The organism is Sutterella sp., assembly GCF_030539355.1.
GTDB lineage: Bacteria > Pseudomonadota > Gammaproteobacteria > Burkholderiales > Burkholderiaceae_F > Sutterella.
In genome coordinates this window covers 132298-148342 of record NZ_JAUNSF010000001.1, presented here as the reverse complement: position 1 = coordinate 148342, position 16045 = coordinate 132298, and the positions used below count along the sequence as shown (strand labels likewise).

At 66.4% G+C, this 16045-nt stretch carries 13 protein-coding genes and 3 tRNA genes; 9 read left to right on the top strand and 7 right to left on the bottom strand.

What is annotated here, in order from left to right; genetic code table 11:
* The 4 genes from Q4F91_RS00685 to Q4F91_RS00670 form a co-directional block, all read right to left on the bottom strand.
* Positions 1 to 163 (bottom strand): GTP-binding protein (locus Q4F91_RS00685; RefSeq protein ID WP_303333843.1); only part of this gene is annotated, 163 nt, incomplete at its 3' end.
* Between the two features lie 76 nt (positions 164 to 239).
* Positions 240 to 314: transfer RNA gene (locus tag Q4F91_RS00680), tRNA-Thr, on the bottom strand.
* Between the two features lie 6 nt (positions 315 to 320).
* Positions 321 to 394, bottom strand: a tRNA-Gly gene (locus tag Q4F91_RS00675).
* Positions 395 to 466: 72 nt separating this feature from the next.
* A tRNA-Tyr gene (locus Q4F91_RS00670) sits at positions 467 to 552 on the bottom strand.
* A 144-nt stretch (positions 553 to 696) separates the two neighbouring features.
* On the opposite strand from Q4F91_RS00670, the gene cls reads away from it, so the two are divergent.
* Entirely contained in the window at positions 697 to 2163 is a 1467-nt protein-coding gene (cls, locus tag Q4F91_RS00665; RefSeq protein ID WP_303333841.1) for a cardiolipin synthase, read from the top strand.
* Between the two features lie 88 nt (positions 2164 to 2251).
* On the opposite strand, the gene Q4F91_RS00660 is transcribed toward cls, so the two are convergent.
* Positions 2252 to 2689, bottom strand: a complete 438-nt coding sequence (locus tag Q4F91_RS00660; protein WP_303333840.1) for an adenosylhomocysteine nucleosidase — start codon at positions 2687 to 2689, stop codon at positions 2252 to 2254.
* 434 nt (positions 2690 to 3123) lie between these two features.
* Between Q4F91_RS00660 and folE2 the strand changes: the two genes are divergently transcribed.
* The 5 genes from folE2 (at position 3124) to Q4F91_RS00635 (ending at position 7933) form a co-directional block, all read left to right on the top strand.
* Positions 3124 to 3924 (top strand): GTP cyclohydrolase FolE2, encoded by an 801-nt coding sequence (folE2, locus tag Q4F91_RS00655; RefSeq protein WP_303333839.1) that lies wholly within the window; start codon positions 3124 to 3126, stop codon positions 3922 to 3924.
* Positions 3925 to 3989: 65 nt separating this feature from the next.
* On the top strand, positions 3990 to 5759 hold the full coding sequence (argS, locus tag Q4F91_RS00650; RefSeq protein ID WP_303333838.1) for an arginine--tRNA ligase: 1770 nt from the start codon (positions 3990 to 3992) through the stop codon (positions 5757 to 5759).
* A 26-nt stretch (positions 5760 to 5785) separates the two neighbouring features.
* Positions 5786 to 6319, top strand: coding sequence for an SPOR domain-containing protein (locus tag Q4F91_RS00645; protein ID WP_303333837.1), 534 nt, complete (start codon positions 5786 to 5788; stop codon positions 6317 to 6319).
* 88 nt (positions 6320 to 6407) lie between these two features.
* A complete protein-coding gene (locus tag Q4F91_RS00640; protein ID WP_303333836.1) occupies positions 6408 to 7049 on the top strand; it encodes a thiol:disulfide interchange protein DsbA/DsbL in 642 nt (213 codons plus the stop codon).
* A 107-nt stretch (positions 7050 to 7156) separates the two neighbouring features.
* Positions 7157 to 7933 (top strand): SDR family oxidoreductase, encoded by a 777-nt coding sequence (locus Q4F91_RS00635; protein ID WP_303333835.1) that lies wholly within the window; start codon positions 7157 to 7159, stop codon positions 7931 to 7933.
* Between the two features lies 1 nt (position 7934).
* Here Q4F91_RS00635 and recQ read toward each other — a convergent pair whose 3' ends face one another.
* Positions 7935 to 9773, bottom strand: coding sequence for a DNA helicase RecQ (gene recQ, locus Q4F91_RS00630; protein WP_303333834.1), 1839 nt, complete (start codon positions 9771 to 9773; stop codon positions 7935 to 7937).
* 168 nt (positions 9774 to 9941) lie between these two features.
* Positions 9942 to 11174, bottom strand: coding sequence for a serine/threonine transporter SstT (gene sstT / locus Q4F91_RS00625; RefSeq protein WP_303333833.1), 1233 nt, complete (start codon positions 11172 to 11174; stop codon positions 9942 to 9944).
* Between the two features lie 440 nt (positions 11175 to 11614).
* Between sstT and Q4F91_RS00620 the strand changes: the two genes are divergently transcribed.
* The 3 genes from Q4F91_RS00620 to napA all read left to right on the top strand — a co-directional run bounded on the left by Q4F91_RS00620 (position 11615) and on the right by napA (position 16042).
* Positions 11615 to 12823, top strand: a complete 1209-nt coding sequence (locus Q4F91_RS00620; protein WP_303333832.1) for an MFS transporter — start codon at positions 11615 to 11617, stop codon at positions 12821 to 12823.
* Positions 12824 to 12962: 139 nt separating this feature from the next.
* Positions 12963 to 13199, top strand: a complete 237-nt coding sequence (locus Q4F91_RS00615) for a chaperone NapD (protein ID WP_303333831.1) — start codon at positions 12963 to 12965, stop codon at positions 13197 to 13199.
* Positions 13200 to 13297: 98 nt separating this feature from the next.
* Complete coding sequence (gene napA / locus Q4F91_RS00610) at positions 13298 to 16042, top strand: nitrate reductase catalytic subunit NapA (protein ID WP_303333830.1); 2745 nt, start codon at positions 13298 to 13300, stop codon at positions 16040 to 16042.
* Positions 16043 to 16045 lie beyond the last annotated feature (3 nt).

The window sequence follows — 16045 nt, the reverse complement described above, 5'->3', positions numbered from 1 at the left end:
CAGGAGCCGCGTCGATCTGGTCGTAAGCCTTGGCTTCGCCGCCGAAGTGCTTCGACAGAATCGTCGTGATAGCAGCCGTCAGCGTGGTCTTGCCATGGTCAACGTGACCGATGGTGCCCACGTTCACGTGCGGCTTCTTACGTTCAAACTTTTCCTTGGCCATGTTCGGCTCCTGATGAACATAAATCTGACCGTGCAGGCATGCAGCGATCAGACTGGACGTAAAGAATAGGAATTCGTGGTGCCCATGATGCGGATCGAACGCATGACCTCTCCCTTACCAAGGGAGTGCTCTACCACTGAGCCACATGGGCAATTATTGGAGCGGGTGAAGGGAATCGAACCCTCGTCGGGGGCTTGGAAGGCCTCTGCTCTACCATTGAGCTACACCCGCTCAGGATCGAGAACTAGTCATTCCGCTCCGCATTTGACGCTTGCGGCGATGCATGTGTTCGTCGCAGTTCGCTGGTGGAGGGGGATGGATTCGAACCATCGTAGGCGTAAGCCAACAGATTTACAGTCTGCCCCCTTTAGCCACTCGGGCACCCCTCCGTTGCGAGAGGACCGAATTATTGCGGCTTTTCTTCATCGTGTCAAGGGTCCGTGAAAAAAACTTTTTCATATGCCCTGCCGGAAGACGCGCCGGCCCCGGCCGCTCCACTAATATCAAGGCTTTCTGTCTTCCGCCTGACCATCATGACCCTGCCTGAGAGCCTGACTTTCTGGAGCGCGCTCGCCGCGCTCGCACAGCTCATCATCGTGACGGGCGTCATCGTGCGGGTGATTCTCACGCGCCACCCGCCGGGAAGCGCGTTCGCGTGGATTCTTCTCACGACCATCCTTCCCTACGGCGGGTTCCTGCTCTACCTCGTCTTCGGCGAGCGCCCGATCGGGCGGCTGCGCGCGCGGTACCTGCGCGCCGCGGGCAACATGCTCGAGCGCATCGGGGCGCACCGCCTGACGCCCTTCGGGCCGCTGCCTCGCCACCTCGCCCGGCACCGCACGACGCTCCACCTCGCCGCCCGCCTCGCGGGGATCCCGATCACGACGGGCTCGAAGGCGGAGCTGAAGCGCAGCTCCGAGGAGACGATCGCCTCGCTGCACGCGGACATCGCCGCCGCGGAGCGCTCGATCGACATGGAGTTCTACATCTGGGACGAGGGCGGCGAGATCCGCGAGGTCGTCTCCGCGCTCATCAGCGCCGCGAAGCGCGGCGTGCGCATCCGCATCCTCGTCGATGACTTCGGCTCCCGCGAGTTCCTCCGCTCGGAATCCCGCCGGGAGCTTGAGGCCGCCGGGATCGAGGTCGCGAGTGCGCTCCCGATGCGTCTGCTGCAGTTCTTCGGCATGCAGCGCGCCGACATCCGGCTCCATCGCAAGACGGTCGTGATCGACGGCCGCATCGCCTACACGGGGAGCTTCAACATGATCGACCCGAAGGGCTACGCGGAGGCCGCGACGGTCGGCGCCTGGGTCGACGCCATGGTCCGCGTCGAGGGCCCGGGGGCCCTCTCGCTCGACGCCGTCTGGCACTTTGACTGGGCGCTGCAGCCCGACAGCGATCTCGCGGACTACGAACGCCCGCCCGTTGAGAAGCCCGTGCCCAACACCGGAAACGCCGTGATCGCGACCGTTCCCTCGGGGCCCTACCAGACCGGTGACCGCAACCTCTTGCTGATCCTCGAGGCGATCAACCGCGCCGAGCACACGCTCACCATCACGACGCCCTACTTCATCCCCACGGAGTCCGTTGTCTGCGCACTCATCAACGCGGTGATGCGCGGCGTGCGCGTGAAGCTCATCGTCCCCGAGACGTCCGACACCGCGGCCACAGGCTGGGCGATGCGCCGCTACTTCGACGACCTGCTGCAGGCCGGGGTCGAGATCCTCTTCTACAAGGGCGGGCTGCTCCACACGAAGTCGATCGCGGTGGACCGCGAGTTCGCCGTCTTCGGCACCCTCAACATCGACAACCGCTCGATGCACCTCAACTTCGAGCTGATGATGGCGATCTTCGACGCGGACTTCGTCAACGCCCTCCACGAGCTGCACGCCGAGTACGAGACGCACTGCGAGCGCGTGCTGCCCGAGCTCTGGCGAAAGCGCCCCCTCATGAACCGCCTGAAGGAAGGCGCCTGCTACCTGATTTCGCCGCTCCTCTGACGCGGACAGCAAAAAGGCGCGGGCCCGTCATCACTCTGACGACGGAACCGCGCCTTTCGCGCGAGCGGACCTCTGCGGCTCAGGACGGTCAGACGGCGGTCTGATCGTTCTTCGGGGCCTCGGCGGGCTTCGGATTCTCCTCGATATCCTCGACGTCCTTCATCATGCGGGCGCGGGCGCGTGCGCCCGGCATCGACGTGGTGACGCGGACCTCCTCACGCTGATAGACCGTGCCGCCCGGCTGCGCGCCGCCCTGGTACTGACCGCGCGCCGCGGCCTCGAAATTCTCCATCGCGGCGCGGAAGTTGCGCTCCTCGGCGCTCTCCCAGCCGAACTTGCGCTTCAGCCAGCGCCAGCCGCAGAAGAGCGCGACCAGCACGAGGATGGCGACGACGATGCCGAAGATGAAGGGCAGGAAGAAAATGACCAGTCCGATGATGATCGCGAGCGTCGCCGCGCCGACGAGGAAGGAGAGCAGGGGACTGCTGCTGCCGCCGCCGTTGGGCGGAAAAACGTAGATGGGCATGTGTAGGGTCTTCCTTTTTTTCTCTTGTGTGTGCGTCAGGGCGTTTCTTCTCTCGAACGGCCACGGGACGCGGACTCATACTGAAAGTATATCGGCCGCGGGGCGCCGCCTCACTGCTGTTCGACGCCGTCTTGCCTCCCGCGGGGCCTCCGAATGCAAGAAATCGTTTCGAATCCGCGCGAGCCCGTCGGCCCCCTGAAACCCCTCTGCGCTCCCTCTCTAGTAAGATAAGCGCCCAATTGCATGCAAGCGCCTTTCGGGGGAGGAAAACGCCCGCGAATCCGCGCCGTCCGTCCGCCTCCGGCACTTCCCGGCGGCGCTCCGGCCCTCAAGCCGCAGGCTCCGGAGATATCAGAAGTCCGCTCTGCGGACCCGCTCCCCAGAGGGTTGAGCTGGCCCGCCCGGCCGAAACAAGAAGAAATCAAGACTTCGAAATGGAAGCAGAATTCAGTCAGTCACTCCCGGATGTCCAGTCCACCGGGGATGAGCGCCAGATCGCCATTGACCGGGTGGGCGTGCGCGGCATTGAGCTGCCCGTGCTCGTCGCCGGCCGTGACGGCCCGCAGCACACGATCGCCAGCGTCACCATGACGGTCGCCCTGCCCGCGGACAAGAAGGGCACGCACATGTCCAGGTTCGTCGCCCTGATGGAGGACCACCGCGAGCCGCTCGACGCCGACTCGGTCCGCAGCATCTACAGCGACATGCTCGAGCGCCTGCAGGCCGTCGAGGGAACGATCGAGATCCGGTTCCCCTTCTTCGTGAGGAAGGCCGCGCCCGTGAGCAAGCTCGAGAGCATCCTCAACTACCGCTGCGCCTTCATCGTCACGACCGAGGCGGGCGGGACCGTCGTCCGCCAGGAGGCGCAGGCGCCCGTGACGAGCCTCTGCCCCTGCTCGAAGGAGATCTCGCGGTACGGCGCGCACAACCAGCGCTCGCTCTTGAAGAGCACGGTGATCCTCGCCGCCCCGATGAGCTTCGAGGAGCAGATCGCCGTCGCCGAGGCCTCCGCCTCGTGCCAGCTCTGGAGCCGGCTCAAGCGCTCCGACGAGAAGTTCGTCACCGAATACGCCTACGATCACCCGAAGTTCGTCGAGGACATCGTCCGCGACATGGCCAAGGCGCTCAACGCCGACGAGCGCGTGCTCGCCTACCGCGTCGAGGCCGAGAACTTCGAGTCGATCCACAACCACTCGGCCTACGCATACCTGATGCGAGACAAGCGCCGCCCGTGAAGAAGCGGCCAGGCACAAGTTAAAGTTTCCCGAATTCACACACCAGTACTCAGAAGCAAGCAACCATGCTCGACCAACAGAAAGAAGCCCTTCAGAAGATCTTCGCCGGCGCCCTTGAGAAGCTCGGCGCCGCCGACGCTCCCGTGACGCTCGAGCGTCCGAAGGATCCCACGCACGGCGACGTCGCCTGCACCTGCGCGATGCAGCTCGCCCGCCGTCTCCGCAAGAACCCGCGCGCGATCGCCGAGGAGATCGTCAGCCTCGTGAAGGCCGACCCGGCCTTCGCCGAGACGATCGAGACGATCGAGATCGCCGGCCCCGGCTTCATCAACGTCCGTGTCGCGCAGGGCGCCCGCCTCGCGATCATCTCCGACGTGCTCACGAAGGGTGTGCACTTCGGCGAGTCCGCTGAGAACGCCGGCAAGTCCGTGCTTCTCGAGTACGTGTCCGCGAACCCGACCGGGCCGCTGCACCTCGGCCACGCCCGCCAGGGCGCCCTCGGCGACGTGCTCGCCAACCTCCTCGCCTCGCAGGGCTGGACGGTCTCGCGCGAGTTCTACTACAACGACGCGGGCGTGCAGATCGGCAACCTCGCGAACTCCGTGCAGATCCGCTGCCGCCAGCTCCAGGGCGAGTCGGTCGAGCTCCCCGAGAACGCCTACCACGGCGAGTACATCGTCTCGATTGCCCGCGACTTCCTCGACCGCAAGCCCGTGCATCCGCACGCGGGCGGCGTGATCGAGTCGAGCGGCGACTTCTCCGACACCGACCTCGTGCGCCGCTACTCCGTCGCCTACCTGCGCAACGAGCAGGACGACGACCTCTCCGCGCTCGGCGTGCGCTTCGACAACTTCTTCCTCGAGAGCTCGCTCTACTCGACGGGCGCCGTGCAGAAGACCGTCCAGGCGATCATCGACTCCGGCAAGACCTACGAGGCCGACGGCGCGCTGTGGCTGAAGACCACCGAGTTCGAGGACCTCGGCAACGGTCTCACGGACGACAAGGACCGCGTGATGAAGAAGGCCGACGGCACGTACACGTACTTCGTGCCCGACGTCGCCTATCACCTCAACAAGTTCAGCCGCGGCTACACGAAGGCCGTCAACATCCAGGGCACCGACCACCACGGCACCGTCGCCCGCGTCCGCGCGGGCCTGCAGGCCGCCTCGGGCGTGCTCGGCATCGAGATCCCGAAGACCTTCCCCGAGTACATCCTCCACAAGATGCTCTCCGTCGTGATGGACGGCGAGCCGGTGAAGATGAGCAAGCGCTCGGGCAACTACGTCACGCTGCGCGACCTCGTCGACTGGGCCGGCCGCGACGCCGCCCGCTTCTTCCTCGTCTCCCGCAAGGCCGACGCCGAGTTCGTCTTTGACGTGACGCTCGCCCGCGCCAAGAGCGACGAGAACCCCGTCTACTACCTGCAGTACGCCCACGCCCGCATCTGCTCGGTCTTTGCCAACGCCGCCGAGCAGGGCTACACGGTGCCCGACGCCGCCGCGCTCGCCAAGTGCGACCTCTCGCCCCTTTCGTCCAAGGCCTGCGAGGCCCTGGTCGGCGCCATCGCCGAGTACCCGCAGACGCTGCGCATCGCGGCCCGCGATCATGCGCCGCATGTGCTCTGTTACTATCTCAAGGACCTCGCCGCGGCCTTCCACGCCTTCTACAACGCCGAGCGCGTGGTCGTCGAGGACGAGACCGTCCGCAACGCGCGCCTCGCGCTCCTCGCCGCCGCCCGTCAGGTGCTCGGCAACGGCCTCGGCCTGCTCGGCATCTCCGCCCCGCAGCGCATGAGCCGCCGCGAGGAGACGGACGGGACGGACGGGACCTGCTGATTTTTTCCCTGAGAAGGAGAACTACCGTGGCCAGAAGCGGCTTTGCCGCCGGTTTTGCCGGCTTTCTGATCGGCGTCGTGACGGGTCTCGGCATTGCCGCAGGCGCGATGCTCGTGATCTCCAAGAGTCCCGTTCCCTTCATGGACAAGGTCGAGCGCGTGACGGCCGACGTGGATCCCGCCGCGAAGCTCGCCGGCGGCGTCGACCCCAATGCGAAGCTCAACTCGCCCCAGGGCGGCGGCGCCGCCCCGGCGGCCGAGGAGGGCAGCGTGCGCACCGTGACCGTCTCCGCGTCGGAGAAGCCCGCCGCGCCCGCGGCCCAGCCGAAGGCGGCCGCTCCCGCGGCGGCCTACTGGGTCCAGGTGGGCGCCTACTCCAAGGAGCCTGACGCCGAGACCGCCGCCGCGGAGCTCGCGATGCAGGGCATCGGCGCGACGGTCACCCAGAACGGGAACAACTGGCGCGTCCGCGTCGGTCCCTTCGAGAACCGCCACGCCGCCCAGGAAATGGTCACGAGCCTCACCAACAACCAGGGGCTCAACCCCACCATCGTTCAGTAGCGCGGCCCAGTCCGCGGCGCCGTTCCCTCCCTCGGGGAGCGGAGCCCGGAGAGGCCCGAATTTCACACGCAAGAAGGAAATCTCTGACATGCTGACACGTCGCCAGTTCATCACCGCCGCCGCGCTCGCGCCTGCGGCCGGCTCCGTCCTCGCCGCTCCCTCGTACGCCGCCGGGAAGGAATACCTCGTTCTCAATCCGCCGGCCGCCTCGCCGCGCGACACGATCGAGGTCGTTGAGTTCTTCGCCTACACGTGCCCGCACTGCCTGCAGTTCGCCCCGCACTTCGAGCGCTGGCACAAGTCGGCCCCGAAGGGCGTGTCGGTCCGCGTCTGCCCGGTCGCCTGGCAGCCGAAGCTCGATCCGTTCACGCAGGTCTACTTCTCGCTCGAGGCGCTCGGCCTGCTCGACAAGCTCCACATGCGCTTCTTCGAGGCGGTGATCTATCAGGAGCATCCCTTCAACTACGAGAACCCGCAGAAGGACATCCTCAACTTCATGACCGCCGCCGGCGTCGACGGCAAGAAGTGGGAGCAGACGATGCGCTCCTTCTCGGTCATGAACAAGACCCGCCAGGCCCGCCAGCTCTGGCAGAGCTACCAGATCGACAGCACGCCGATGGTCGGCGTGGGCGGCCTCTACACGACCGGCCCGCATCTCGTCGGCACCCGTGAGGCGACGCCCGCCTGCATCGACTACCTCGTCGAGCAGGTCCGCCGCCAGCGCGGCTGATCACCGGCCGTCCCGGCCTCCCCTGAAACGGGAGGCCCGCGCTTGTCCCCGAGGCGCCCCGAGACGTTCGGAGCGCCTTTTCATTTCCTTTCGCGGAGGTCATCCCCGTGCTCAATGTCTTCATCACCGGCGCATCGAGCGGCATCGGCGCCGCGCTCGCCCGTCAGTACGCCGCCCGCGGCGCAACGCTCGGCCTCGTCGCGCGCAGCCGCGACAAGCTCGAGGCTCTCGTCGACGAGCTGCCCGGCGGCCACGAACGCCACATCATCCTTCCCGCGGACGTGACCGTGCGCGAGGAGATCTTCGCCGCGGCCCGCGAGTTCGAGCTGCGCTCGGGCGGAGCGACCGTGGTCATCGCCAACGCGGGCATCTCGCACGGCGTGAAGACCGAGTACGAGGAGGACCTCGACATGCTCGAGGCCGTCTACCGCATCAACGTCTTCGCGATGGCCAACACCTTCCACCCCTTCATCGCCCCGATGAAGGCGCGCGGCGAGGGGCAGCTCGTGGGCATGGGCTCGGTCGCTGGCATCCGCGGCCTCCCCGGGTCCGAGGCCTACTGCGCGAGCAAGTCCGCGGTGATCACGTACTGCGAGAGCCTGCGCGTGGAGCTGCAGAAGTACGGCATCCGCGTCTCGACGATCTGCCCGGGCTTCGTGCGCACGCCGCTCACGGCAGAGAATCCCTACAAGATGCCCTTCATCATGGAGCCCGACGACTTCGCCCGCGAGGCCGTGAAGGCCATCAGCGCCCGCACGAGCTACACGGTGATCCCGTGGCAGATGGGCGTGCTCGCGAAGATCCTGCGCGTGCTGCCGAACGCGCTCTTCGACCGCATCCTCGCCAACCGCAAGCAGAAGCCGCGCGTCACCGCGGCGAAGTGATCTAGCACTCGTTGTCGACGATCTCGAGGACCTCGTCGCCGTAGGTCTCGCACTTGCGGCGGCCCACCCCGGGGACGTCGAGGAGTTCCTCGAAGGAGGCGGGCTTCGACCGGGCGATCTCGATCAACGTGCGGTCGCTGAAGATGACGTACGGGGGCTTGCCGATCGCGCGGGCGGTCTCGAGCCTCCAGGAGCGCAGCGCCTCGAAAAGCCGCCGCGAGAGGGGCGAGAGATCGGCGAGCATCTGCTCGCGGTCCTCGTTCGTGCGGCGGTGCCTCGGCTTCGCGGTCTCGATCAGGTCGCGGCGCACCTTCACCTCCATCTGGCCCCGGAGCACGGCGTTCGCGGATTCGCCGAGGCGCAGCACGTTGTGATTCTCGACGTCGACCCAGATCACGTGGCGGGCGATCAGCTGCCGGAGCACCGCGCGCCACTGCTTGTCCTCGAGATCGGTGCCGATCCCCCAGGTCGAGAGCTTGTCGTGCCCGAAGCGCTCGATCTTCTCCGTCCTGTGCCCGCGGAGAACGTCAATCACGTGCTGGGCGCCGAAGCTCACCTGTGACGACTGCTGCATGCGGTAGATGCAGCTGATGATCTTCTTCGCGGCCAGCCCCGCGTCCCAGAGCTGGGGCGGGTTCACGCAGTTGTCGCACTTGCCGCAGGGCTCGCTCTCCTCGCCGAAGTAGGCGAGAAGCCGCACGCGGCGGCAGTCGCAGGCCTCGGCGAGGCCGAGCATGGCGTCGAGCTTCTGGGTGGAGAGCTGCTTGTGCAGCTCGTCGGCGTCGCTCGACTCGATGAAGCGGCGCTGGTTCACGACGTCCTGCAGACCGTAGGCCATCCAGGCGTCCGCAGGCTCGCCGTCGCGGCCCGCGCGGCCGGTCTCCTGAAAGTACCCCTCGATCGACTTCGGCATGTCCACGTGTGCGACGAAGCGCACGTTCGGCTTGTCGATGCCCATGCCGAAGGCGATGGTCGCCACCATCACGATGTCGTCCTCGCGCTGGAAGGCGGCGAGCCGCTCCGAGCGCTCCTGCGCGGGAAGACCCGCGTGATAGAAGAGGGCGTTGACGCCCTTTTCGCGGAGGAACTCGCAGACGTCCTCGCAGGTGGCGCGCGCGAGGCAGTAGACGATGCCGCACTCGCCCGGGTGGTCCTCGAGGATGAACTGCGCGAGCTTCTGGTTCGCGTCGGCGCGCCCCTGCTTGTCGACGATGCTGTAGAAGATGTTCGGGCGGTCGAAGCTCGCGACGAACTCCTCGGGCTCGAGCAGGAGCTTCTCCTTGATCTCCTCGCGGGTCTTCGGATCCGCGGTCGCGGTGAGCGCGATGCGGGGGACCTCGGGGAACCGCTCGCGCAGCACCGAGAGCGCGCCGTACTCGGGGCGGAAGTCATGGCCCCAGATGCTCACGCAGTGCGCCTCGTCGATCGCGAAGAGCGAGAGCGGGAGCGTGGCGATCATGTCGAGCATCGAGGGCATCAGGAGCCGCTCGGGCGCGACGTAGAGAAGATCGATCTCCCCGCGGCGCAGCCGTGCCCTCACCTCCGCGGACTGCTCCGCGGTGAGCGAGCTGTTGAGGTAGGCCGCGGCGACGCCGAGCTCCTCGAGCGCGTCGACCTGGTCCTGCATGAGCGCGATGAGCGGGGAGACCACCACCGCCACGCCGTCGCGCAGGAGCGCCGGGATCTGGTAGCAGAGGCTCTTTCCGCCGCCGGTGGGCATCAGCACGAGCGCGTCGCGCCCGGCGACGACCGTCTCCACGACCTCGCGCTGGAATCCTCTGAAGGCGTCGAAGCCGAAGACCTGCTTGAGCGCTTCGTGAGGAGTGGAGTAGCGGTGCATGGGAGGAGTCCGAGGAAGTGGGCGTTGCGGGAGGAGGCGGATCTGCCATTCTAAGAGAACGCGTCTCTTCGGACGCTCCGGAAAAGCGAAACCCCGCCTTTTTTGAGACGGGGTTTCGTGCGGGGGTCTCGGGCCCGACATGCGGGCGGGCCCGGGAGCGCGGAGCGGTTATTCGCCCGACTTGCCGGCGAGACGCTCGGCGCGCTTGCACGCGGCGATCGTGAAGAGCGCATCGGCCGAGGAGTTGAGCGCGGTTTCGCACGAGTCCTGGATCACGCCGATGATGAAGCCGACGGCGACCACCTGCATGGCGGTGTTCTGGTCAATGCCGAAGAGGCCGCAGGCGAGCGGGATCAGCATCAGCGAGCCGCCCGGGACGCCGGAGGCGCCGGCCGCGCAGATCGCGGCGACGAACGAGAGGAAGAGCGCGGAGAGGACGTCGATCGGAAGACCGAGCGTATGCACGCCCGCGAGCGTGAGAACCGTGATCGTGATCGCGGCGCCCTGCATGTTCACCGTGGCGCCCACGGGAATCGAGATCGAGTAGGTCGACTCGGGGAGCCCCAGGCGGCGGCAGATCTCAAGGTTCACCGGGATGTTGGCCGCGGAGGAACGCGTGAAGAAGGCCGAGACGCCCGACTCGCGCAGCGTCATGAGCGTGAGGGGATACGGGTTCTGGTGCGTGCAGAGCCAGACGAGGAAGGGGTTCACGACGAGCGCGAGGAAGAACATCGTGCCGACGAGGACGACGAGGAGCTTGAGGTAGCCCGCGAACGCCTCGAGACCGATTTCGGCGAGCGTCGAGGCGACGATGCCGAAGATACCGATCGGGGCGAAGCGGATCACGATGCGGACGATGAACTCGACGGCCTTGGCGGCGTCAAGGAGCACCTCGCGCGTGGCGGAGTTCGAGCTGCGCAGCACCACGCCCATGGCGATCGACCAGATGAGGATGCTGATGTAGTTGGCGTTCGCGATGGCGTGCACGGGGTTGTCCACGGCCTGCAGGAGCAGGTTGCGGAACACCTCGAGGATGCCGCCCGGTGCGGCGACCTGGGCGTCGGAGACCTGCAGCGCGAGCGTGGTCGGGAACATGAAGCTCGCGGCGACGGCGATCACGGCGGCGAGGAACGTGCCGAGGATGTAGAGGCCGATGATGGGCTTGATGTGCATGTCGCCGACGATCTGCTGGTTCGCGATCGAGCTCATGACGAGCACGAAGACGAGGATCGGGGCGACGCCCTTCAGGGCGGCGACGAAGAGGTTGCCGAGGAGGCCCACGTCCTTGGCGGCCTCGGGGAAGGTGAGGCCGAGCGCTATGCCGAGTACGAGGCCGATGATGATCTGTTTGACGAGCGAGCCCTGAAGGAAGGGCATCGCGAACTTAAATACTCGCTTCATGAGATTCTGACTCCGGGGTATGCGGTTTCATTCTTGCCGTCTCCCTTCGTCCGAGGGAGACGCCGGCCGCGTCGGTGGAACTGAGCCTCTGTCGGGGCGGCCTTTTCCATGGAAATGCGTTCCCGGGGCACCCCGCCTCTGCGGGCGGATGGCTGCGGCGGCTTCCCCCTCGCGCGGCCCGCGGGCCGCGTGCTCTCAAAACCTTCAGGGGAATTCCGGGAACACCTTTGCAGGAGAACACTACCAACTCCTGAGGAGCTCCGCCTCAGACCTTCAGCGCATATGCCTTGTTCTTTCCTGCCGTTCCGGTCGACAAAACCCTCGCATATTGAGCCATGTCAACGCCGCCGACCCGGAACGCCTAAGCCGAAGGACGGCTATCATTTGTGTTTCCTTGGCGCCCGAGACGCCTCCCTCCCATTCCCCCCGACATCCCGCCCATGGCCAGATCGCCCGCCGTCAGCTTCGTGCTTGCCTGCGTCTTCCTTGACGCACTCGGCATCGGGCTCATCATTCCCGTGCTGCCGCGGCTGATCGGAACCCTCGCCCCGAGCGCGGACATGCAGGCGACCTGGTACGGCGCCATCATGGTGAGCTACGGGCTCATGCAGTTCTTCTCGGCCCCGGCGATCGGCGCGCTCTCGGACCGCATCGGCAGGAGGCCCGTGCTCCTCACGGGCATCCTCGGCCTCGCGATCATGATGCTCGTGCCCGCCTTCTCGCAGTCGCTCACGCTCATCCTGCTCTCGCGCATCCTCGGGGGCGCCATGAGCTCGAACATCGTCGTCGCCCAGGCCTACATCGCCGACGTGACCGCGATCGAGCAGCGCACGGCCGCCTTCGGCCGCATCGGCGCGATCTTCGGCATCGCCTTCATCCTCGGGCCTGCGCTCGGCGGCATGCTCGGCGAAACGGACCCGCGGCTGCCGTTCCTCGTCGCCGGCATCATCTGCGGACTCAACTTCCTCTACGGCTTCTTCGTGCTGCCCGAGAGCCTCACGTCGCCCGCGACCGAGCCCTTCACGCTGCGGCGCTCCAACCCCTTCTCCTCGCTCTCCGCGCTCTCGCGCGAGAAGCTCGTGCTGCCCATCCTCCTCATCATCACGCTCTGCACGCTCTCGCAGAGCCTGATGCAGTGCACATGGGCGCTCTACACGGAGTTCCGCTACGGCTGGACCCCGAAGACGATCGGCTTCTCGATCTTCGTGCTCGGCGCCGCCATCACCGTCACGCAGGGCTGGATCCTGCCGCGGCTCTCCCGCGCGCTCGATCCGCAGCCCCTCGTGCTCCTCGGCCTCACGGCGGGCGCCGCGGCGCTCATCGGCATAGGCCTCTCCACCACGGGCGAGGCGCTCCTCGCGCTCGTCGCCCTCTTCTCCATCATGGGCGTCGTAGGGCCGACGCTCCAGAGCATCATCAGCCGCACGGGCTCGCCCACCACCCAGGGCGTGCGCCTCGGGGCGGCGAGCTCGCTCAACAGCTTCACGGGCGCCGTGAGCCCCGTGCTCGGCACGCCGCTCCTCTTCTTCACCTCCAAGAGCGCCCCCGGGGACCTCGCCGCCGGCGTCCCCTACTTCCTCGGCGCGCTGCTCGTCATCATCGCCATCGCGGTGACGCTTGCCCGTCCGCTCCCGGGCAAAAACAGCTGAAAACCCGTACAAATACCCCCGAATAGGTACGAAATTAGGGGGAATGTATTCGTTTCGGGATGTAGACCAAACCGACATAACGGGCAAAAATAGGTCTTGAGGACTAATTCCCCATATTCCAAAAAGTCCCTATAGACCTATGAATTACTCCGCAATTCTTGTCGTCGTTCACCCCGGACGGCTTGAGGACGCGCTCAGGGCCGTCAAGGCCATCGAGGGCGTCGAGCCCCATCAGACGGATCCGGCCACCGGCCGCATGATCTGCACGATCGAGGCACCGACCACTGACGACGAAGTCCGTCTCTTCCGAACCGTCGCTGACCTGCCTGACGTGTTTGACGTCAGCCTGATCGAGCATCGCCCGGACGCCTCCTGACCGTACCCGGCCGGGCAGGCGCCCTTCGTGTGTCCTCCTGCAGAGGACCTCTCATCAGCAACGAATTCGGACAACAGCTTCCCCAAAAGGAGGTCCACATGACCCAGGAACGCGCAATCACTTTCCACCGCCGCACCGTGCTCAAGTCGGGCATCGCCGCCAGCGCCGCCATGGCCCTCGGCATCCCCGTCACCTCCGCCCAGGCCGCTGACTCCGCCGCGATCGACGACGGCATCACCTGGCACAAGGGCGTCTGCCGCTTCTGCGGCACCGGCTGCGGCCTGCAGGTCGGCGTCCGCGACGGCCGCGTCGTCGCCACGAAGGGCGACCCCGACGCGCCCGTCAACCGCGGCCTCAACTGCGTGAAGGGCTACTTCAACGCCAAGATCATGTACGGCAAGGACCGCCTCACGCGTCCGCTCATGCGCATGAAGGACGGCAAGTTCGACAAGAACGGCCGCTTCGAGCCGGTCTCCTGGGAGGTCGCCCTCGACGAGATGGCCAGGCAGATCCGCCGCGTCTACGAGAAGAAGGGCCCCGCGGGCATCTCCATCGTCGGCTCCGGCCAGTACACCATCCCCGAGGCCTACACCGCCTCGAAGCTCATCAAGGGCGGCTTCCGCTCGAACAACATCGATCCGAACGCGCGTCTGTGCATGGCCTCCGCCGTGGTGGGCTTCTACCAGACCTTCGGCGTCGACGAGCCGGCCAACTGCTACCAGGACATCGAGCTCACCAACACGATGATCCTCTGGGGCAACAACCCCGCCGAGGCGCACCCGGTGCTCTGGTCGCGCATGGCCAACCGCCGCCTCACGGACAAGAACACCCGCATCATCCAGCTCACGACGCACCGCTCGAGCTCCTCGAACCTCTCGGACCTCGTGATCATCTTCCGACCGAACACGGACCTCGCGATCGCGAACTTCGTCATCCGCGAGATCATCAAGCGCGGCCGCGTGAACAAGGAGTTCGTCGACAAGCACTGCATCTTCTGCGCCGGCGTCACCGACATCGGCTACGGTCTGCGCAACACCGACAAGTACGCTTATCCGGCCGAGAAGGACGTGATGGCCCGCCAGCTCTCGATCAAGCTCGACAAGTGGGAGGCCATCGCCCAGGGCAGGAAGGAAGGCGAGGTGGTCGAGCAGAAGAACTCCGGCGGCACCGCCGGCAAGCACTGGAAGATCTCGTACGAGGACTTCTGCAAGGGCGTCGAGCCCTACACGCTCGACTTCGTCGCCGAGCTCGCCAAGGGCGACAACGACGAGTCGCTCGACACCTTCAAGCAGAAGCTCATGCAGCTCGCCGACTACATCTGCGACCCCGAGCGCAGCATCATGAGCTACTGGTGCATGGGCATGAACCAGCATCAGCGCGGCGTCTGGATCAACGAACTCGTCTATGACATCCATCTGCTCCTCGGCAAGCATGCGCTTCCCGGCAACGGCGCGTTCTCGCTCACCGGCCAGCCCTCCGCCTGCGGCTCGGCCCGTGAAGTGGGCGCCTTCTGCCACCGTCTGCCCGCCGACATGCTCGTCGCCAATCCGGCGCACCGCAAGAAGACCGAGAAGCTCTGGGGCATCCCCGAGGGCACGCTCAACCCGAAGGTCGGCGCCTCGCTCATGAAGATCCTGCGCGGTGTGCAGGACGAGTCGATCGACTTCATGTGGACGCAGGTCGTCAACATCATCCAGTCGGCGCCCAACAACACGCACTGGATCAAGGCCTGCCGCCGTCCGGACGCCTTCATCGTCGTCTCCGACATCTACCCGACCTTCTCCGCGCGCTGCGCCGACCTGATCCTTCCGGTCGCCGCTCACTTCGAGAAGTGGGGTCTCTACGGCAACGCCGAGCGCCGCACGCAGGGCTGGCACCAGCTCGTCACCTCGCCGGGCGAGGCCCGCACCGACATCTGGACGATGTTCGAGATCGCCAAGCGCTTCAAGATCGGCGAGACCTGGAAGGCCGTGCCTCTGAAGGGCGTCGAGGGCGACATGCTGCCCGACATGCTCGGCAAGGCCGCCGAGATGGGCATCAAGCCCGAGGACACGCTCTTTGACGTGCTCTTCGCCCCGAAGGGCAAGCGCGCCGAGGCCGTGTGGCCCGATCCGCTCTATCCGAACGAGCTCAACAACACCGGCGACGCGCTCGGGCTGCCGTACTTCCCCGAGAAGGCGCTCTTCAACGAGTACCGCCAGTTCACGCTCGGCGACGGTCACGACCTCGCGGACTTCGACACGTACCAGCGCGCCGACACCCGCGGCTTCCTCTGGCCGGTCGTCAACGGCAAGGAGACGAAGTACCGCTTCAACCTCGAGCACGACCCGTACGCGAAGCCCGACAACCTCTTCTACGGCAAGCTCATGAAGCCCGTCGCCACGGGCGACCTCTACAAGGTCACCGATCCGAAGGCCACGGCCTACGCGGGCACGGCGAAGATCTTCTTCCGTCCGTACGCCGCCCCGGTCGAGCAGCCTGACGGCCACTATGACCTCTGGCTCTGCACGGGCCGCATCCTCGAGCACTGGCACACGGGCTCGATGACCCGCCGCGTGCCGGAGCTCCACCGTGCCGCCCCGTCCGCTCTCCTCTACATGAACCCGGGCGACGCCGAGAGGCGCGGTCTCAAGCGCGGCGACATGGCGCACGTCGAGAGCCGCCACGGCGTCTGCCAGGCCCAGGTTGAGACGCAGGTGCGCAACATCATGCCCGCCGGCACGTGCTGGCTTGCCTTCTTTGACGAGAAGGTGCGCTGCAACGCCGTCGTCATCGACGCGACGGACCCGATCTCTGAAGAACCCGACTTCAAGAAGACCGCGGTCCTCGTGAGGAAGGCCTGACAT